At 34.0% G+C, this 20,526-nt stretch carries 27 protein-coding genes and 1 pseudogene; all 28 read right to left on the minus strand.

Annotated elements, in window-relative coordinates:
- Positions 1-349: 349 nt before the first annotated feature.
- Positions 350-1,540: a hypothetical protein gene (locus H7K77_RS11750; protein WP_186578040.1), complete on the minus strand. Its 1,191-nt coding sequence runs from the start codon at positions 1,538-1,540 to the stop codon at positions 350-352.
- Between the two features lie 241 nt (positions 1,541-1,781).
- Positions 1,782-4,490: a hypothetical protein gene (locus H7K77_RS11755; protein ID WP_186578041.1), complete on the minus strand. Its 2,709-nt coding sequence runs from the start codon at positions 4,488-4,490 to the stop codon at positions 1,782-1,784.
- A 17-nt stretch (positions 4,491-4,507) separates the two neighbouring features.
- Positions 4,508-5,329, minus strand: a complete 822-nt coding sequence (locus H7K77_RS11760) for a phage tail family protein (RefSeq protein WP_186578042.1) — start codon at positions 5,327-5,329, stop codon at positions 4,508-4,510.
- Positions 5,329-7,374, minus strand: coding sequence for a phage tail tape measure protein (locus tag H7K77_RS11765; protein ID WP_186578043.1), 2,046 nt, complete (start codon positions 7,372-7,374; stop codon positions 5,329-5,331). Before H7K77_RS11765 ends, H7K77_RS11760 begins: the two co-directional genes overlap by 1 nt.
- An 11-nt stretch (positions 7,375-7,385) precedes the next feature.
- Positions 7,386-7,535, minus strand: a complete 150-nt coding sequence (locus H7K77_RS21055) for a hypothetical protein (RefSeq protein ID WP_222599342.1) — start codon at positions 7,533-7,535, stop codon at positions 7,386-7,388.
- A gap of 56 nt (positions 7,536-7,591) precedes the next feature.
- The gene (locus H7K77_RS11770; RefSeq protein WP_186578044.1) at positions 7,592-7,936 is read right to left on the minus strand and encodes a hypothetical protein; all 345 of its coding nucleotides are present in this window, start codon (positions 7,934-7,936) and stop codon (positions 7,592-7,594) included.
- Between the two features lie 20 nt (positions 7,937-7,956).
- Positions 7,957-8,531 (minus strand): annotated as a pseudogene (locus H7K77_RS11775) (major tail protein).
- Entirely contained in the window at positions 8,528-8,857 is a 330-nt protein-coding gene (locus tag H7K77_RS11780) for a hypothetical protein (RefSeq protein WP_186578045.1), read from the minus strand. The pseudogene H7K77_RS11775 and the gene H7K77_RS11780 overlap by 4 nt, the downstream one beginning before the upstream one ends.
- Positions 8,854-9,201, minus strand: a complete 348-nt coding sequence (locus tag H7K77_RS11785) for an HK97 gp10 family phage protein (protein ID WP_407926433.1) — start codon at positions 9,199-9,201, stop codon at positions 8,854-8,856. Before H7K77_RS11785 ends, H7K77_RS11780 begins: the two co-directional genes overlap by 4 nt.
- Entirely contained in the window at positions 9,194-9,502 is a 309-nt protein-coding gene (locus H7K77_RS11790; RefSeq protein WP_186578047.1) for a phage head closure protein, read from the minus strand. The genes H7K77_RS11785 and H7K77_RS11790 overlap by 8 nt, the downstream gene beginning before the upstream one ends.
- Positions 9,489-9,776, minus strand: a complete 288-nt coding sequence (locus tag H7K77_RS11795) for a hypothetical protein (protein WP_186578048.1) — start codon at positions 9,774-9,776, stop codon at positions 9,489-9,491. The genes H7K77_RS11790 and H7K77_RS11795 overlap by 14 nt, the downstream gene beginning before the upstream one ends.
- A complete protein-coding gene (locus H7K77_RS11800; protein WP_186578099.1) occupies positions 9,776-9,961 on the minus strand; it encodes a hypothetical protein in 186 nt (61 codons plus the stop codon). Before H7K77_RS11800 ends, H7K77_RS11795 begins: the two co-directional genes overlap by 1 nt.
- Positions 9,962-9,974: 13 nt before the next feature.
- The gene (locus H7K77_RS11805; RefSeq protein ID WP_186578049.1) at positions 9,975-11,159 is read right to left on the minus strand and encodes a phage major capsid protein; all 1,185 of its coding nucleotides are present in this window, start codon (positions 11,157-11,159) and stop codon (positions 9,975-9,977) included.
- Positions 11,150-11,740: an HK97 family phage prohead protease gene (locus H7K77_RS11810; RefSeq protein WP_186578050.1), complete on the minus strand. Its 591-nt coding sequence runs from the start codon at positions 11,738-11,740 to the stop codon at positions 11,150-11,152. The genes H7K77_RS11805 and H7K77_RS11810 overlap by 10 nt, the downstream gene beginning before the upstream one ends.
- On the minus strand, positions 11,741-12,913 hold the full coding sequence (locus tag H7K77_RS11815; protein WP_235988918.1) for a phage portal protein: 1,173 nt from the start codon (positions 12,911-12,913) through the stop codon (positions 11,741-11,743).
- 192 nt (positions 12,914-13,105) lie between these two features.
- On the minus strand, positions 13,106-14,878 hold the full coding sequence (locus tag H7K77_RS11820; protein WP_186578051.1) for a terminase large subunit: 1,773 nt from the start codon (positions 14,876-14,878) through the stop codon (positions 13,106-13,108).
- Complete coding sequence (locus H7K77_RS11825; protein WP_328701100.1) at positions 14,875-15,240, minus strand: P27 family phage terminase small subunit; 366 nt, start codon at positions 15,238-15,240, stop codon at positions 14,875-14,877. The genes H7K77_RS11820 and H7K77_RS11825 overlap by 4 nt, the downstream gene beginning before the upstream one ends.
- Before the next feature lie 98 nt (positions 15,241-15,338).
- Positions 15,339-15,626, minus strand: a complete 288-nt coding sequence (locus tag H7K77_RS11830; protein WP_186578053.1) for an HNH endonuclease — start codon at positions 15,624-15,626, stop codon at positions 15,339-15,341.
- Positions 15,627-15,643: 17 nt separating this feature from the next.
- Positions 15,644-15,853, minus strand: a complete 210-nt coding sequence (locus tag H7K77_RS11835; RefSeq protein WP_186578054.1) for a hypothetical protein — start codon at positions 15,851-15,853, stop codon at positions 15,644-15,646.
- The gene (locus H7K77_RS11840; protein WP_186578055.1) at positions 15,854-16,045 is read right to left on the minus strand and encodes a hypothetical protein; all 192 of its coding nucleotides are present in this window, start codon (positions 16,043-16,045) and stop codon (positions 15,854-15,856) included.
- 20 nt (positions 16,046-16,065) lie between these two features.
- Positions 16,066-16,353 (minus strand): hypothetical protein, encoded by a 288-nt coding sequence (locus tag H7K77_RS11845; protein WP_186578056.1) that lies wholly within the window; start codon positions 16,351-16,353, stop codon positions 16,066-16,068.
- Entirely contained in the window at positions 16,350-16,565 is a 216-nt protein-coding gene (locus H7K77_RS11850; protein ID WP_186578057.1) for a hypothetical protein, read from the minus strand. The genes H7K77_RS11845 and H7K77_RS11850 overlap by 4 nt, the downstream gene beginning before the upstream one ends.
- A 58-nt stretch (positions 16,566-16,623) precedes the next feature.
- Positions 16,624-16,764: a hypothetical protein gene (locus tag H7K77_RS11855; RefSeq protein WP_186578058.1), complete on the minus strand. Its 141-nt coding sequence runs from the start codon at positions 16,762-16,764 to the stop codon at positions 16,624-16,626.
- A 73-nt stretch (positions 16,765-16,837) separates the two neighbouring features.
- Complete coding sequence (locus tag H7K77_RS11860) at positions 16,838-16,987, minus strand: hypothetical protein (protein WP_186578059.1); 150 nt, start codon at positions 16,985-16,987, stop codon at positions 16,838-16,840.
- Between the two features lie 88 nt (positions 16,988-17,075).
- Positions 17,076-17,570: a hypothetical protein gene (locus H7K77_RS11865; protein ID WP_186578060.1), complete on the minus strand. Its 495-nt coding sequence runs from the start codon at positions 17,568-17,570 to the stop codon at positions 17,076-17,078.
- 113 nt (positions 17,571-17,683) lie between these two features.
- Entirely contained in the window at positions 17,684-18,283 is a 600-nt protein-coding gene (locus H7K77_RS11870) for a hypothetical protein (protein WP_186578061.1), read from the minus strand.
- Between the two features lie 63 nt (positions 18,284-18,346).
- Positions 18,347-18,547 (minus strand): hypothetical protein, encoded by a 201-nt coding sequence (locus tag H7K77_RS11875; protein WP_186578062.1) that lies wholly within the window; start codon positions 18,545-18,547, stop codon positions 18,347-18,349.
- 236 nt (positions 18,548-18,783) lie between these two features.
- A complete protein-coding gene (locus H7K77_RS11880) occupies positions 18,784-20,478 on the minus strand; it encodes a hypothetical protein (RefSeq protein ID WP_186578063.1) in 1,695 nt (564 codons plus the stop codon).
- Positions 20,479-20,526: the final 48 nt, after the last annotated feature.

Consider the following 20,526-nt stretch of genomic DNA (forward strand, 5'->3'; position numbering starts at 1 on the left):
ACATACCTCCTTCTTTTGATGGTAGTATAACAGATAAAAAAGTAGGTATGTAACTTTAGTCTCTTTAATAGGTATTACAAAAGTAATACTTTGTATGACAATGTATGAGAAATGTAATACATCAATATAGTTTAAAATATCAAAAATATCATCTCTGTTTTCCTTTGATTTACTTAAATTTACTCCATTTTCCTAACCTGAGAATACGATAAAATTCCAGTTTTAATTTATATAAATTCTGCATACCGATAATTATACGGCACATAGAAAATGGAGTAAGAGCTGTTAAAAAATAAGACTCCTACTCTTACGACGGTTTTCTTCCAACTTCGTCAATTTTAATCAGTTTCTAAATATTCACAAACCCATTGTTTATAGGTATTTCCCATATACCATTTATCACACATTCCACGGTAACATTATTGCCCTGTGCAAGTGTTTCAATATTACCTGTCATTCCCCTGAATGAGTCTCCTGTTTGTCTCAAAATACGAAGGTTGGTTCCAGTTACATTATAGAAGGTGTATTTTAAACCCTTTTTTGCACTTGGTAAATTAAGTACAAATCCACCTGTTGCCCCTTCATTTGAAAATATAGACTCACTATCTCTATCTAGCACATTACTTGTTGTTGTCCTCGGTATTACTTTTTTCTTCGTTCCTGAATAAGTACCGTCAATATCAACACTATACGTTTCAGCACCACTTCCATTTAATACTTTGCTATTTCCTTGTTCGTCTATTTGTTCCCTTTTTACTAATGCGTTATCTATCATATACTGATGTTCAAAGCCACCACTACCAGTATGACTTTTATAACGCCTGACGTGTTTGCTTGTTGTTACTTTGTTAACAAAATAGTAGCTTACCCCTTTAACTGGTAGACTACCAAAAGCATACTCACTCGTGTCATATTCAATAGAAAACATGGTTTCAGCATTAGGAAACTTGGAAATAATGTAATGTGTATCATCAGTATTTGCCCCCATACCATGTCGCCACTTACTAACGCCATTTAAACGATATACGGTGGATGCCCTCTTTTCTGTTGCGTTAGTACCACCCACATTGTCTACGACGTTTGCAGGATGATAAGGAGACAACAACACATTTTCGTTGGCGTTCTTAATTTCAGGGTTACTTGTTTTAATATAAGTTCGTAACTGCGCTGTCCATGCACTGTTTTTAGCGTCATAACGTGAATGGTCGTATATAGTTAACTCATTTGGGTGAGTAAAATTATTATAGTTCCATACCACCCCAAACGGAATAAAAATAGTATTTGGTAGCGTAAGAGCGTCAACAATTGTCTGAATACTTGTTGTTTGATCTGTTACTTCATCTGCAACAACGCCATGTTCGGTAACATTTATCCCCCTATCTTCTAAATTATTTTCTGCTTGCGAAACTCTTCCATCAATATTTGATAGATCTGTCTCAATTTCTACCAACTCACCATTAACACCATCTATTTCTTGACGTATTGTTTTCCCGTTGCTTGCATTTTCGACAAATCTACTGTCAATTTTGTTTATTGTCATTCTTAAAATCACATCCTTTAAATATGCATAGAGTTGCATAATTAATCTGTCTTGATAAAAACCTCATTTTATTGGAAGTTTTGTTATATTTTTCTAAAATTAAGTTGGTATACAAAAAGAAAAAATGCCAACTCGAAAGGGAATAACCCAAAGGAATTGACATTTTTGAATCTAAGTATATTTATTTAATTATGTGTATTTTAATACAGTAGTCTAACTAGTGATTTTGTTTTTGTGTGGGCTACTGTGATAAATACCAATACCCAGCATAGCCTATAAACTCGTATGCTCGGTTTGCGACTAAAGTTAAATCGTTATCTCCTTGTACTGTGCCTCCAACCGGAACAATTAAGCTGTTACGACCCGCCACTATAAATAATTTAACTGTTTGACCGATCCACATGGGAGGCTCAAAAGGTGTTAATGAATCAAGAGTTATTGTTGTTCCTCCAGTCCCTGTATCAATACGAAGTAGTTCACCAGAAGATAGTAATCTCTGATTTAATATTTTACCTCCGTTTGAAATACTAACAGAAGATGTTGAACCCTCGTTTAACTTAGGGGGTGTACCCTTCAATCCTGTTGACGGCACACCTGTAATATCAAACATAGGATCTGCGTAATCGATATTTAACTTAGAACTATCTACTCTTTCAGGTTTTTTACTATATAAATCTTTGATTACCAAAGCAGTCCCCAAATGGCTATCTACTAAGTTAGACCCCAGTTCAATATTCGAAACTCCTCTTGCAAACAGAGAGTGTAGAACTTCATCTGCCTGAATTTTATCATAGGAGAATCTGTATAATTTACTTTCAGTCCCATCTCTAGTTTCAATTCTTATAAGAACTCCGACTCTATTAGTGGTTACCTTACCAATGTCAACATTGCCCTTTTGGTTTCCTTGAATCCTCACTGCGACATTATTAGTGTTCGGGACACCTGTTGGGTTTAAAAAAGTAAAATCAACTTCACCAACTTCTATATTTGCATAGTCCGATTGAATGTAAACTCCATAAAAACTGTCAGAGTTTGTCAGGCTTGGAATTACTCCCTTAATTTTTCCTATCTTATACCCTCTCATGACGTGCTTTGATTCATCTTGAATCCCTTGTTTAGATACAGTAACAAAAGGCCCGTCATTTATACCGTATAATTCTCCGATCTTATTATTCCCACCGAATCCGTTGTGTGAAATAACGGCAATAGCCTCACCTACACCACCCACTTCTTCGACTTTTAGTGTCTCGCAGTTGTAGCTTGCAGAATCGTCAATAGCATGTCGACATCCTTCTGAATAGATGTATTTATTTATACCATGTCGACATCCATGCATGGAAACCCCATATCCTTGCCCACTTCCTGTAGCAATTGGCTTTTTGAAGTAAGAATCGCCGGACTTTGGCAAGTAACAAAATTTAAACCTTACACCATGCCTAACAAATTTTTCTACTGTGATTGCCTCGTAACTAGGCTCTTCACAATATTCAAAATAAACAGCGTGCCAATTGTGTGAAGCGGTAGGTTTAATTAATGGATGACCTATTATTCTAGGTCTTTTGACTGGATTAATCTTCACAAATCTAACCGAACCTGTATTCATGTCTGACTCAATAATACCTTCAATCGTAACGGTTGTAGCATCAATCGATTTGATTTTTAGTATCTCCACATTTACGTCTGGAGTTAAGTCACCAGGTCGTACCGAATCATCAACTAAGTAACCTATATCGCCTGGAAGCAACCCTGTTGAGTCTGACACTTCAAATGATCTATCTCCGAATACTGGATTTCCGACAACAGTCCTAGGAGTTTCTTCCGTACCTCTGAACCCAACAATCTCATCTACATCATTTGCGTTTATTAGCGTACAATCTCGAAACTCTATAGCTAAATCTTTTGTGGCTATCATGTTACCCTTGTAAACCCCAGGAGGAAAGACGATCTTAGAACCTTCACTTATTCTATCGTGAAGGCTATTAAACACACTTGTCATGTCAGTAGCTCCGGTGTTATCTGCTCCTTCAGCAACAATAGAATACTCGGTTATTTGTTTTAGATTTACTTTTTTGTCTAATTCAGCGTCAACGTATTCTTTTGATGCTTTCTCTAACATGTCTGCATTGATTTGATTTATTGATTCATCGTGGCTAGCCAATGTCACACTGTGGTTAGATATAGTAGTAGTATGACCATCAACTGTTGTTTGAATATCAGATTGTAATGGAACAGATTCACTAAAATACTCTACAACAACTTTTGTGCCAGCAGGAACACCTTCACTTAATGTGATTGATTTGCTAGTCGTTTCTTCGTAGTTATCTGGAGTATACTGTCTTACACCTTCCACATAAACTTTTGTTCTTCCTTGGAATTGGTCATAAGTGTAGGTTAATTCAAATAACGATTGTCCCTCGGTTGCTACAAATGTATCTCTTGGCGTTTTAACTGTACCAGTTCCATCATTACCTTTTTTTGCAACTAATGACCAATAAGTATTCTCAATAGCAACAGATGGATCTGGAGGATTATTGCCAATATTATTATCTTGTAATGACATGTAAGAAGAGCCATTAAAAGAAACAATATTATTTTTTTGATATGTAGAAGTAGTGTTGTATATTTCTGCATATTTAGTTTCAGATACTAGGGTGTTCGCATCATTAACAGCTTGTCTTGTTAGATCCCCTTGTGTTTCCGCATATTCTCCTTGTAATTTTGCGTAATCACCTTGATTGGATGCATACATTCCTTCAGCATTGGCATAGTCACCTTGTTCGCTTGCATAGACCGCTTGAGTAGTCGCTTCATTCGCAGCTTCCAACGCTTCCATTGCACCAGAACCAAGCTCCTTTAAGTCTGACTCTATATCTAACAAATTTTGATTGTATGTATTTCTAAACTCTCTATTTAATTCAGTTCCTGTTGGTTTATAAGGATACTTTGTCATCTTTCACATCCATCCTTTTATAAGTAGTAAAATCGAAAATCAAAATCAATTTGAAAATCCCCTATATTTCCAGTAATCTCAAAGTCATTCCATCCTGGGATTATTGTGATCACTTCATAATTTGTATCAGCAAAAATAGACAGACCATCTTTGTCTGCCTTTACTCCATCTAAATGAATGGTTTCCCAAGATTCAGATGTTCCGTAATATGTCCATAAATCATTAGTAGTTAGATTCTTAATAGTTAAATTAGATGACGCACCTTGATATGTTATTTTTAAAGGTAATTCATTAGGATCAATTTCTTTATCACCCGCATTGAATATTCTAAAATTACTGGTTGTATGCAAGTATGTAGGGTTTTCTGTTGATAATCCCTGTCCAAATTGCCACAAACCTGAATCAAAAATAAGTGGATCTTGAGTTGTACCAATTGATTCTGCATAAGAGGAAGAAGAAATTAATGTAATTTCAAATTTTCCTACCAATGCTGTTCTATTTATAGGGTAAGGTGAATTATATTTAACTTTCCATCGTTTAGAAGGTTCAGCATCATTAATTATGTAAAAATACTGTCTACTATCAAAAATCTTAAAAACTTCATTTCTGAAAAGTCTAAAATCATAACCATCAAGCGAAATAAATCCACCAGTTATATCAATCTCCCTACCTTCATAAGTCGTACCAAAATCTAAAAAACCATCCCTATTTGGAATGGTTTCGGTAGTAGTATTTGGACTTGGAGATGATATATTGAAAGATTCAATTATTATGCCTGCTTGTTGCATATCAATCTCTGTACCATCAAATTTTATTACTTTAAAATTACTTAGATTCATCACCTCACTCCATTCACTAAAGCATCAGATTTCATAAGTTTGAATAATTTTGCTGCTAATTTTTCAATATCTTGTTCTTTATTTACATAGAAATTCGCACCATTAAACAATCCTTCATAACTAATATTGTTATGAGTTTGAGTAGTATTGCCGCTACTTGAGCCGTTACTATTAGAATTAGCCATATTAAAATCTGAAGAAATGTTCTTAGGTACTTTTGGTATAGAGACTTCTGACATACGTTGTGAAGCCTTTTTAATCTGGTTGCTAGTTGATTCCATTCCATTAGCTAACCCCTCACCAGTAAATACACCTATTTGTTTAAATACCCGTGAAGGCGAATGTATTCCTAGTAACTTTTTAGCGCCTTCAATTGCACCGCCTACTACATCCTTTACGCTGTCCACAACTTTTGAAGCCATCTTTTTGACACCATTTATTAAACCTTGGATAATGTCTTTACCCATCTGAAGCAAATCTATCCCTCTAAAGAAATCCATAACATTTCCCCAAATTTCTTTTATGGAATCAATCAATGATCGCATTTTTTCAGATATAGAGTCTTTGAAATTTTTAACCTTTTGAACAGCAGATGCTACCATTTCTATAAATTTTCTAATTACCCAATCTTTTATTTTTTGAACAAAATCAGTTACCTTGTCTTTTAACTCTAAAAACTTAGTCACAACTTTTAAAACAAACTCAGTGGTTTTAGCCTTTATCGTATCCCAGTTTTTCCATAAGGCAACACCAATTGCTATGAGTGCCGCTATGACTCCTACGACTATTAGAACAGGAGCAACGATTGCTCCCAAACTAATACTCAATGTTCCTGCAATGGCTATAATTCCACCAATTGCTGAGATTAGAGTTCCAATGATCATTAAGAAAGGCCCAATAGCAGCGACTATACCAGCTATAACCAAGACAGTATTTTGCCCCGTTGGACTTAATTGGTTAAACCAATCTACCAACTCAGTAACTTTTTCGGTAATCTTTGTCATGATTGGGGATAGAGTCTCACCAAGTTCAGCCATTGATTGTTGAAAGTTAGCTGTACTTTCTTTTGATTTGACTAGTTCTTCATTATTTTTTCTATATTGTTCATTAACTTGCGTTAATCCTGTACTTGCTAATGTTTGTAAAATATAGTCTTGAGTCTTACCGCTTTCTGCTGCTTCTGATAGTCCAGTATTAAAGTCATCTAAGTTAATACCCAGACGTTCTAATAATTCAGCAAAGGGCCCGATAGCTTGACCAGTCGCAACAGTCTCCTGAAGACCATCTGCTAACCCTTCAATTTTCAACGTATCAGGAAATTTGATCAGCGCGCCACTAAGTGCTTCAAGAGTAGTAGTCAACCCTTGTTCATCAAAATTAGTAGCTAACAAGTTTGATAGTGCTTCAACATTAGCATCAGCATCGTCTGTTATTCCGCTTAATCTTATAAATGCATCATTAATAGTTTCCGTTTTTATCCCTGCTGTTTCAGCATTTGTTTCAAGTCTACCCATTGCTTGCCTAAACTCTTCAGTACCTTTTGTAGCAAGACCTAACCCTGCGATAAGAGGAGCAGAGACAAATCCAGTCATGGAACTACCAGCGTCTTTTATGCCGCTGCCTATGCCCTTCATTTTGTCTCCTACTTTTCCCAAGTTATCTCCAAATTTATTAACCTTTGTTTGAGTTGTTTTCAACCTATCTTCAAAGTTTTCAAGTTTACTTGAAGTCTCAACTAATTCTTTTTGAAAGTCTCGATATTGCTTTTCATTTATTTCACCTTTATCAAATTGCTCTTGTACTTCTTTTTGAGCTTTCTTTAGGGTATTTAATTTTTCTGATGTCGTTTCAACTTGATCAGATAATAACTTCTGTTTTTGTGCTACAAGTTCTGCATTACCAGGATTAAACTTTAATAGCTTTTCTACATCTCTGAGCTCAGTATTAAGGTCTCTAGATCGCTTGTTAACATCTTTTAAAGCTTTATCGAGTCCTTTTGTTTCTCCATCAAGTTCTATAGTTATACCCTTAATGTTTCTAGCCAATTGCTCACCTCCTAGAAGGAGTCAAAGTCAGACTGTTTAGCCCGTCTTGTCTTTTCTTTCTCCGGTTTGTTTTGTTCGATATATTCATTTATGTAGTCCAAGCACATACCAATTGTCATAACTTCTAAGTCGTCATAATCAATCCCACATTGCTTACACATAAATAAAAAAGAATCGGTAGTAATAAAATCACCATCCGATTCTTGACCATCATTTTTTATTTTTTTTTACCCTCTAGAGAATGGAATAATAACCCCCGTAATTCCCCTACAATCTCAATTATCGGAAATACTTCAAATTCATCCAACCACTCTAAAGGTTCTGGAATTTCTTTATGTGCTGTCTTTGCCAAAGCCCAACAAATATTATAAAAAACTTCCATGTCTAAACTTTTAATATCTTCATAACTTAAATTTTTCTTATTTTTCACTTTCGTTAAACTCTGCATTTTCATTAAATCTGCAAAAAAGTCACTATTAAATTGTTTCTTGTATCGTAAAGGAGTTGAACCTTTAGACTCAAACCTTACTTGTTTACCATCAATTGTTAATGTTTGTTCCATTTGTCTTCACCCTTTTTATTTTATACTGCTGGAGTTTTCACATAGACTGCATCATACCAAGCATCGTAAACCGTTGCAGGAGTTGTTTCTGTTGTTTTTGTCTTAACTGCATAGTCTGTATCTCTAGGACTAGATATGAATGTTAATTCATTAGCGTTAGGCTCAACTGCATCCGTTTTGTAGTAGATCCAACTGTAGGACGGTTGGCATTACAATTAAACAATACATGACGTGTAGCTTTAACGTCCCCATCAAATTCAAATAGCAGTGCAAATGGTTTTGGTTTGGCATTTGTCTTCTCTGTTAATACCATATCCGTATCATCTTTAACCTCACCTAAAGCATCAATAGCGAACTGTTCTGGTATATTAGCAATAGATAAAGTGCCATCGTAACCTTGATTATTAGGTGCAGAATAGAACAACATATCATCTGCATAGAATTCAACCATATCGCCTCTAGGTTCTAGAGATATTTCAACCGCCCCAGGCATTTTTATTGGTGCATCATAAGTAATTGCACCAGTTGCTGTATCTTTTGTAAATGTAGCATAGTGTACATTTTTTAAACCGAAAGTAACTTTGTTACCCATTATATCAACCTCAATTCGTAAGTTTTTTGAAATAGTTTTTCTGATTCAATCCATAACTCTGAAGTTTCAAAAGGAATTTCATTTTGTTCAAATAAATCTTCTATGATTTCTTCAGTCTGTAGATTCTTTTTATTTGTGTATAACTCTACCTGAGCATTATTAACCTTTTTATATACCTTATTATCAGCAAAGAGATTAGAAGAATTGTTGATTAAATAAGTAATATAAGGTGGGTTTGGAATAGGTGAATTGGTTGTTTCAGTGAAATGCGAATAAGCCACAGGAAGCCCTGTAGCATCTAATAAATTCTTTAATTCTAATAAATTCACCCTTTAATCACCTTCTCGACCTTTTTAACATAATTATCAATTGCTTCTTCCTCTGCTGGTTTAATGTGAGGAATTGCTTGAACTCTTCCCCCACCTCTTTTAACATGTCCATTTTCTAATAAATGTGTTAATTGGTAGTCAGTCTTGTTATGTACAACTTGAGCAGTACCGTTCTTTTTTGTTTTCCATCCCTTTGCATAATCACCTGTTAATTTTGGACTATTATTACGTAAATTAGTTACCGTTTCTTTTGCAGTTTCTTTTTTAGCTTCTTCTAGTCCTTCTTTAACTTCATCGGTATATTGAGATAATGCCCTAGCAATTTCTTTTGATATATCATTCATTGCCAACATTCCTTTGACAAGTTAGTTCTATTTCTTCGAAGCTCTGCTTGTATGTTCGAATAATTGAGTAAGTTACACCTTTATACTCAACTTTCTGTTCACCTTCATACTCATAGGCATGTATAATAAACTCAATTTCAGGCTTCATTCCGTTAACAGAAGCATTGTAAAATTCGTTGCTGCCTATTGAATTAACACTACACAAGACTTTTTTACTTGCCTCAACCGGTATTTGATTTCCAAGGTTATCAACATCAATTCTCTCAGATATTAATATTAATTCATGATCATACAGTGCCACTTGTACCACCGCCTAAATGAATCATTAAATTATGTAATCTAAATTGTAAATGTCTTGGCAAACCGGCTGCACTATCTTTGTTTTGGTATCTCCATGTAGAATAATCTACAACGACCATCAAATGATAAGGGCTAGCACTATCAAGCACTAACCCTTTCTCATCTTCCAATTCAACTAATATACCTTTAATAATCTGAGTTAAATAAGTATCTCTAACAGTTGAACTAATTCCTAATCGGCATTTCACTAATTCTAGGATTGTTGATTCATCCATTACTTATCGCCTACTTTTTTACTTGCCCTTTTCGTTTTTTTCTCAACAACCTCTTTAACTAGTTCTCCATATCTTGATGAGTTCATTTCTTTAAAACGTTCTTGGGACACTACAAAAGTATCCCCTGATTTTCTTTTAACGTTTTCCTTTAAGTCTGTAAATGGTTTAATTGCTTTGACTTTCATCAAAACCACTCCCCTAGACTGCTGCTTCTGGAGAATATGTTACATAGAATCCTGCTTCAGCATCAGTTGTTTCTACATCAAAACGTACAAAGCCTGCAAGCAATTGACCATATACATCATTGTCAACCCACTTGACTGAAGCACGTTTACGGTCAAACAACGCCGCAAATGCTTTAGGATCACCAATGAACCCTACCATGTCACCTGCTACAGTTCCAATAACATCATCATCAAGTACAACAACCTCGTGACCAAATAACTTCTTACCAGACTTTACAGTTACATCACTTTGTAGTAAGTATTGACCGTTATTGTCTTTAGTTGTATCTAATTCGTTATATAGAGATGCAGAGATAACTGCTTTTGGAGTGTAAACTTTCTTTAAATCAACGTTAAAAACCTTCTTTAAACCATCAAATCCTGTAACAGCTTTAGCAGTTGCAGTTTTTAGTACTGCTGCAATAGCTGCATTTTTTGTATTTAATTCTTGGTCTTGAATTTCTTCTGCAATCATACCTGTGATATCATATTCTGCATCATCAATAACTTCTTGAGAAACAGGGATATATCCACGGTAAGTTTCGATATCGTAATTAACCTCTGCAATAGAAGGTTTAGCTAATTCTGGATTAGCTGCTAATTCAGCAACAGAAATCATTTTGCTTCCAGATTTCTTGATAATAGGATATTTACCAGACGCACTTTTAACAGGCTTTGTGTTGATTAGTTTTTCTAAGTCAACAACGTCTTCAGGAGCTTTTTGTGGAGTAAGTAATTCTTCAGGAATTAATGCACCACCATCTACAGATGTGTAACCAGCTCTTACATGCTTAGAACGTACATATTCGTTAATTGAGTCTCGAACCTCTAAATTTTCATTACCTTTTTTCATGTTTTGTTTGCCCCTTTTTTCGTTATTTGCAGGTTTATTTGCATTTAATTGTTCTAACTCGGTTTCTAATTCAGAAATTTCTTTTTCTAAAGTTATCTTTTGAGTTCTAAATTGTTCTTGTTCACCTTCAAACTTAGTAACTGCTTCCTCAACTACAGCGATTTCCTCATCAGTTTTTGCTTCCTCTAATGATGTTTCCAACTCTTGTGATCTAGTTGTGAACTCCTCTTCTTTAGATAAAAGTTCAGTAAGTGTATTTTTACGTTGTTCAATCTTTCTTGAAATCGTTAATTGTCTTAATGCCATTGATTAATTCGCTCCTTTAATTTTTGTTTTCTTAATTCAATTTGTTTTTGCTTATGTTGATCAAAGTCTCTTTTTCTGGCTTGTACACCCGTTTCCTCATAAGCCGGGAATGTAACCACAGAAACTTCATGTAGGTCAATATCTAATAAAGTCCACTTAACAGTTCCATCATCTCGCCATTCCTCGTCTTCTTTTCGGATATTAAAGCCAAAGCTACATTGATCTACGTCCCCACGCTTCACACGAGAATATAGATTCATAGCATCGGTATCTTCAGGGTTAATTTTGATACGTCCCCATAGACCATGACTATCAACTTTTAATTCCAATGTACTAGTCTTATTTCTACCTAAGACAAGACCTGTATCATGGTTAATTAATGCTCTAATATCATTTCCTAAAGTATTATCAAATGCGTTAGGTGCAATTGATTCAAAAGCGCCACGGAACAGTTGAGTTTCTTTGTTGAAAACAGCAAAGTATCCCTCAATGTATATATCATTGTCATTGTCACTCTCTGCTCTAGTGGTCAAATCCGTTTCAAAAACACTTCTATATTGTCTTTCTTCAGCTCGACTCATTTACTCACCACCTTTCAGTTTGTTTTGTTCACCTAACTTATTGGCTGGAAGGTAGTTTTCAAGAATAATCAACTCTTCCATTTCTTCATCTGGACTTAACCCAATCCAATCTCTTAATTCATTTCTGCGTAATGCATTCCTGTCTACCATTTCCGTACCAGCCTTTATAAGTTCAATCATGTCGTATGAGTAAAGGCTTCTTGGATTAAATTTGAAATAGAAATTAGGACTATAAATTAGTTTTCTAGTTAACTCTTGCTCAATAATCTTTGCAATTGGCAGTATTGATGTTTTGATAAAGTTGTTAAATTCTTTTGCATCAAATTCACCTACACCAATTAAAAAGGCAGGTGCTCCTAATAGCCCTGCAACTGTCTTTTTATCTAATTCAACTGCTTCATTTAAGGCCAGGTCTTTAAGAGATAGAGGCTTAACTTGATCTATATTTAATAAATCTGCTGGAATTATCCAAGGCTTCCCTGCTTCTGTTGATTCAAGATATTTGTTATAAATGCTATTTCTACCCTCTTCAGATGCTAACTCCAAAGTGTTTGCATCTACTTGAATAATCAAAGATGGTGAGTATTTACCACTCATAAATGCTTTCTTAGTAGATGTTGCCTGTTTTAGATTGTTTGTTATATCTCTCAAATGAACACGATAACCCCTACCTACATAAGGACGGTTAGGATCTGGATTCATAGAGAAGTGAAGCACCTCATCATGACTATATCTCTTTGTTCCATACGTCACGCTATAACCTTCATCAGTGTCGGTTATAGATGTGATATTCGGAGCCAATGGAACTAAGTTTTTAATGGTTCCGTCATCACTGTAAACAGGAAATACAAAACTATTCCCATCACCTTCGCCAATCATTGTGCTTACAATGTTGTACATCCAATTTTTTCTAGTCATTAATTCAAACGGATCTATATCTAATTTTCTTGATAATCCATTTTTCACACGGACATCTCCACCTTCTCTGCTCTCCATTAGATGGATAGTCATAGAAGAAATTAAATCTGCCTTAATGTGTTGAATTGTTTTAACTTCAGGACAGTCTAAGATGGTTCTATAACCGGGTATAGTTAGAGTGTCATATGCAGTTGTTTGAAACCATTGTTCAAAACTGGTTGAACGAGTCTGCCTATTACGTGTCAAGAATCCCAATATTATTCACCCCCTTTATCCTTATAAATGAGTACAGAGATTCCCATAAGTAATAACCCTGTTATGACAAAACCCATTATTATAGAGAATATAAAACACCCTATAGACACAAAAAACACTCCTAACAATAGGAATGCTTCAAATAAATTATCTATAAATCTTTCTTTAAGTTTATTGATTTCATTCACCTGCCTAACTACTTATCCACTTCTTAGCAGTGTTTGATCTTTCTAAGTTAATAATTTTTCGCATAGCACTAAATACCGATGCATCGAACAAATCTATTCTTGAATTATTAGTAACTTTTTCATACTTAATAGCATCATCAGTCATTTCTATACCTTTTACATTCTGTACACAATACTCATACGCTTGTGAATGTAGATAATATAAATTTCCATCTTTTGCTTTCTTCTCAATTCTTCTAAATCCTTGAGTCTTTTTCCAGTGAAGTTGAGGTTCTTCTACAATTGAAAATCTATTACGTTTCATAGATAGATAAAACTCTTCACCGAATTTTCTATCAAAACCAACTTGCTTAATTTTGAATCCTAAGTCACGCATTTCAATAAACCATTTAACTAAGTCTTCATGATTAGTTGTTGGAGTATTTGTCATTGTAAGCCAGCCATCATCTTGCCATCCGAACAGTGGAATACCGTCCTCTTCTGCTTTCTCATGTGCTTTTACAATAGGAAACCATGCATGAGTGATAATGATATCTACCTCTTTTTGTTGGCCTTTTTCTGTAAACTTATAAGTTCCATATAAGGAACTTGCTGATAGATCATAAAGCTTCGCTAAATCCGCACCTCCATACCACTCGATAGGTAGCTGAGCTAATTCCCTTAAATCTAACTTGCCTTTAGAATAACCCCAATTGTAATTTCTATCGGAGGCTTTAAACTCATCAATATCAAACCATGCGTTCATTTTACTTGTGTATATATTCAAACTTTTACTAAGGAAATCTTTTCTTTGTTGAGGGTCGTCTTGTGCATCCTGTGCTTCTTCAAGCATTTCATCTGGTCTAATTGTCACACCGTAGTTTGGATTAGCACGTTCATGCTGAGTCTTATCAGCGAAGTCTACAAATCCATTCTTATCCTCATCTGCCTTTGCTATGAATATAAACATTGATTCTTTCTTAGCTGTTTTTGCTAGTATTTTCTGACAATATTCTAAACGTCTATAACAGAAACTTGTCATATCGTCACCAGCAGTTGTAATACCAATCATTAGTTTATTCGTGTATGCCTTCATAGCTTCCTTAATGATGTTATATTGTTTAGGAGTCTTATAAGCGTGTAACTCATCTGCTATACCCACGTTACAGTTTAATGAATCTTGACGATCAGGATTTGCCGCTAATGCTTTGATATATAGAGAACCATCGTCTCCAAAGTCTTTACTAATGCTATGTTCTTGGTTGTTATCTAGTATTCTAAATGATTCTTTTTCTCCCATTCTCTCTAAGTTAAAATTGATAAAATTAAAACTTTGTAAAGATTGTTCTAATGCCGCACCAACAATATAAATCTTTGAACCAGACCTAGCTTCAAGTAAAGCCATTGCCCAAGATAATGCTGCAACAAATCTTGTTTTCCCATTCTTTCTAGGTAAATAAATAAAGGCTTCCTTATACCTACGGATACGAGTTCCGGGCATAAAAAAGCCTAACAAATTGTATATTATGTATTTCTGCCAAGGTTCTAATAAGAATGGTGTACCTCTTAACGGTGTACCGTCTATTGCTTCCCCTTGGTCATGGACAAACGTTGTTTCTATTGCATCGATAACAAAGTCAGCATCGTCTACTTTAAATTCATAATCATCTCTTTTAAGATCATCAAGAAACCTTTGACAACCTTGTATTTGTTCTTTGTTTGCAAGTTTCTTTTCACTCACAATACTTTCAGCATATTCTAATACTACTTGGTAATTATCTACAGTAGTATTAATCATTTTCTACTCCTCATTAATCTTTCTAATGGTGACTCTTGTTTAGCGCTACTACCTTTACCGTCATCTTTCTTTTTGTTAGATTGAGGATTAAGGCAAAGTCTATCAGAATATGCTAAGTAATCTTTTCTTAAATTTTCTAATGTAGCAACAATAGCAGACTTCTTTGTTCCACCTGCACCTGTTGTTGTTTCGTATTGATAACCACTTTCTTCAAAAAGTTTTTCGGCTTCTAAATACTGCTTAAAAACGTCCACATATATGTCAATAATTGGATTATATTCTTCTTTATAAATTCCAAGACTCTTCATGTCTTTAATTGTTGTATTCCTTATTTGACGCTTAGTCGGTATCTTTTTTGACACACACTCACCACCTCCCATTTCTATCTTGAAAAAAGTTTTCTCAAATAGTCGCTCTATTGGAAAAGGCTACCCCTTCCCGGTACCCCTTAGGGAATAATTCAATCATTAAGTAGGGGGGATATTCTTTCCATCCACTTTAAACCTTTGTCAGTTAATTCATCTGTAATCCTGTCATGCATTTGGTTATGGCATGTTCCACAGAGACTGATCAATGTTCTGCTATCTAGCTTATACTCTGGATACTTATCTAATGGATAGCAATGATGGGCTATTGTCGCTGTAGTAACCTTTCCATACCTCTTGCATTCTCGGCATTGATATTCATCTCGTTTAAGTATATTTGATCGCTTACGTTTCCATTGTTTAGTTCTATAAAAGTTTGCCATTATCCATCACATCTCCATCATGTGAGTGACATCAATCTCTCAAATGTAATGTTTGTTATTTTATTAGGATCGATCATATGGTATATATCATCTACATCGCAGAACCTAATATAATCATTCCCTCTTAATGCTATACTTTCTGCAAGCCCCATAGATAAAGCTTTCTCTTCTCGTACAATTATTTGACCATTATCTAAATAATATATAATCTGAATTTCCTTACTCACTTACTCATCTCCCATATCTCTCGTAATAGTTAATCCTTCAATATTCTTATCGTTTAATTGTTTTACTGCCTCGGTTTGAATCTCACTTTCCGCATTTAAATAAATATAAGTGAATACTTCTAACAAGTTTTTATAAGAGTCTAAGTTTTTTATATCGCATGTTACACGAAAATCCTTTGTAGTTGTATTCATTAAATCTTCTCCCCCTAATATTAAAATTTATCCATATCTGATTGTGTTGCTGATTTTCTTTTTCTATCTCGTCCATGTTTGTATTCCATTAACCTGTCTTGGTTGCCATGTTCAATGGTTGTTATTCCAACATTTTTACAGTCGTTGAGATATTCAATCAGGATATCAGGTAAGGTTGCCTCGACTTCACTTTTATTTGTTTCCCAATCAAATTTAACTCTTACCTTGTCCTTAACTTCATCACCCTTATAAAAAACTCTAGGAACACTTGTAATGTTGTCTAACTCAATAGTTAAAAGTCTACTCATTCACTCACATCTCCTTTTTTAAAGGCTCTATCCATCAAATAGTCAAGTATTGTATATAGGACAAGCATACTTGTAAAGAATAGTCCAATAAACTCCCATGTTATACCCATCTCAATCAGTTTGTAATAAACTACATCAACCAGAGCAATAGAAACAAATACACTCAAAGTAACACCAACAGCTAATAATAAATTTCTAATTATACCTTTCATTCAAGCATCTCCCTTTTTTAAAATTTGACCATAAAAAAAGACACCCTATAAAGGAGTGTCAATTACCAAAAAACCAAACGAAAAAAATGATGAATAATATTGTTATACCTACTGTTATCCCTATTCCCCATGATAAGCAACCTACAACCAGTTTCTTATCCTTTTCGCTTTTAATCGGATTTTGCCATTGATTATCCATATGCACACCTCTTCATATTAACTATCTATACTAAGTATACATGGATATTTCTGTTAAAAATAGTACTATTATTTTATCCGGTAATTTCATCATATTTAAGTAATAATCTAACTAGTCTCTCTATATTTGGTGATCCGATCTCTTTAGCCATTCCTACTCCTTCTACATGTACGGTGTATGGTACGTTGTCATAATTATCTACTAACCTCTTGATGTCTTCCATAGATAATCATCCTTTTATCTATATAATTTGAAATAAGGAAATACTCTCCTATTTTTATACAATGTACAATACGAAGAGGTATCTGAAATTAATCAGATGCCTTCATGTATTCGTAATCCATTTTATTAGCAAGATAGTTTTCAAACGTTTCCCAATCTAATTCATTAAAATTGTATAGTGTTCCATGAAACCCAAACTTCCTTTTATCCCCCGATGGTTCAGTTTTCATAATCCTACTATTATACTCATCTCTAGATGCAGTATGTTGATAATATTTTCTAACTATATTTATCACATCCCTATATGCATTAATATAGTCACTGCCACCAAATTCAACTACAATATCATTAATCAATTCACCCAGTTTAATTACCTGAGATTCTGGCATATAAGAACCGACACCATCCTCTATTTTAAAAAGATCAATATTATATTGAGCAAGATAAACCTGCCTAGACAGAAACCTCATCTTTGACAAGAATTGTTGATTTCCTAAAAATTTATCCAATATAACCAGGGATTCTTTTAATTCCTTATCAGTAGATAAATTTTCTTGAAATTGTTGAGCGTTGTAAAATTCCAATTTAGAACATCCCTTCCATTGTCATTTACTCAAAAATGAGTATAAATAACTATTCGACAACAGAAGGAAATAAACCTCTAATTATGTAAAATTATGTATATATTTAATTATAATTATGTAAGACTAACACTCATCTTCTCATGCAAATGTTTAAAACTCTTTCCATGCACAATATTCCAAATCCCACGATAATCTCTATTGAATGCCTCACAAGTCATTTTTATGAAATCACTAACCTTACCGTCCATTTCTATCCACTCTTCTAGTTGCTCCAAGATTAAACAAACATCTTCTTCACTGATTCTCGGTCTAGGCTTTTTCATTCTCTCAATAGTAGAAGGTTTGTATTGCCCTTTACGATCCGTCATCTGTAAATTACTTATTCCATTTACATGATTTAAATCTTCATCAATATGATCAACTTCAATTCCACCACGCTTAAACATTTCCAACGGCAATCCACTATAACTTGCCATAACAACCCTAGAAACACAATAACCATGTCCTTTATTGTTTTTATCATACAATTTAACATAAACGTACCCATTGTCGTTTGGCTTATTTGAAAGCCACTTATTTGACTTTACCGACCATACACGACCATTAATTGTATCGACTAAGTAATTATCAAATCCTTTACTAGATGGAATGGGAGTTAATACTACGCCATCTTTTTCCACTACCTCATTCTTTCTCTCTTTAATCTTCTCCATTGATCACTTCTCCTTTGATTATTCTTGAATATAAAAAAGCACCCAACCAATGTGGCTAGATGCTTAACAGATATCTTTCAATAATTCTTTTATCTTAATTTCAATTTCTTTACTCGGCTTATATTTTTGCGTGTACATCAAACTAATTAATGATTGGCTCACATTTAACTTCTCCCCAAGTTCTTTTTGGTTCAATCGATTAACTACCTGATAAACTTGTAATTTAGTTATTAAGTCAAGTTTTTCAATGTCTATTCTATTCATAAATAATTACCCCTTCCCAATAAAAATAGCTGAACAATACTATTAATACTGTTCAGCAAATCAAGGGAGAAGTTGAAAAGGTATTAACCCTTCCAATAGATAATAGGGACTTGTCTACAAATTATTGCAATTATTCGTACAATATTAATTGACATTTTTTAAATTTTTATTTATAATATTTCCCTTCGTTTTCACAAAAACAAAAAGGCATCTCCATTATGGAGACACCCAATTTTTCAATCTCTCTTTCTGTCACACTCTTTACAAACTGATTTAAGTCCATTCCCCCTACCAGTATTCTTCTTATTTTTACCGAAGTTTCTCTCACTTGCCACTTTTTCCTTTTTACACTTGGAGCATTTCACTCTGCCTAACTCTTTCACTTCAACCTTGTCTAAGTATGTATTCGCTATTTTCTTACTAATTTGTCTAACTAAAGTCTTTAATTTTGTTTTATTTAATCCTTCAAACTTATAATTGTTATGTAGTAAATTAATGATATATCCATATATATCTTCTCGTTCATTCAATTTACCATTGCTTGATGTACCGTTCATTATGGTATTAATTATTGCAGATTCATAATCTAATAGATTAGCAGCCTTAACTAATTGTCTGAACTCACCTATTAAATGATGTTCGATAAATGAATTACTATTTTTATGTTTATCCTCAATACTTTGGAATAATGGAACAGTATATTTATATCTAATCTTTTTACCATTATCATCATTAACCGGATCAGATGTAAGTTGTTCAATCTTTAATAAGGATTCAATGTGCTCATAATCGCCAAAATCAAACTTTTCTAATAGTTCCTCCTGGTAAAGATTAGTATCATAAGCAATTGCACTACTTCCCTTAACTCTAATAGGTGGTTCTAGCCTTTCTTTCATAACCGTCATCTCATATCCTAATTCTTTAGCAATTCTTTTAGCTTTAAAATATTGACTCAAACCATTGTTTGCGATACCATAAAAATTGCATATATCATTAAATTTATTTTCCAATTCTTGTGGATCTGTTATAGGCGACCAAACCTTATTTCTTAACAATTCCTCAAATTTCATTGGATTCTTTTTAAATTTAATTACTGTTTCTTCACTTAGCCTCGATTCTCCCATTAACCAACGAGAAAAGGCTTTTTCTTTTTTTCTGCGTAATTTATCTTCAACGCCTTGTATGTATAGATTTCTCTTGCCTTCGCTTTCTTCTTCAGTTTGTTCCTTGTGAATACCCAACTCTTTCTCTAGTATTTCTTTAGCCTTAAACATTTCAAATAGTTCAGGGTGATTTTCGAAGTCTTCCGGTTTAATATTCTTATTCCTTAACTCTCTTTTCTTATCCTCTGACAGTGAATAATTAGTAATTAAACTTTGAGCTTCGTCATTTTGAAACCTTCCCACTACATCTTCATGTATTCCATTCCTAGCAGAAGCACCTACATCATCGTCATCGTTTATGTATATCTCTTTCCTTGCATTTCTGTCTTCGGCATAGCTGCTCATGATGGGATACTCTTCATCTTCCGTTGAATCGATAAGGTAATCCGCCATCTTTTCTAGTTGTTGGTTTATTCTTTGTTGTTCAGATAACTTACCATATTTCCCTATATTAGAATAATTGTAGTGATAAGCTTCTGTTTCTATATAAGATTGTAACCCTCTATGTAAAGAACCATTTTCTTTTTCTCCTATTATGTTATGTAAGATTTTATTTCTTTCAATTGCATCATCAACCAAATAATCTAGTTGCTTATAAATATCAGAAACTGTTTCTTTAATATTTTTAGATTGATTTCTTTTTAGCTCATTGCCTTCGCCATCATATGTTATGTAGGTTGCAAATCGATTAAACTTTTCATTCCCTTCTCTTAGATATTTAGACTCTTCATTCTTTTGACCCTTCACTTCAATAAATCTGTTATTCAATATTCATCTTCTCCTTTAAGACTAATTATAATTTGGCTAGTTGCCATA

The organism is Aquibacillus kalidii (assembly GCF_014280935.1).
GTDB lineage: Bacteria > Bacillota > Bacilli > Bacillales > Amphibacillaceae > Aquibacillus_D > Aquibacillus_D kalidii.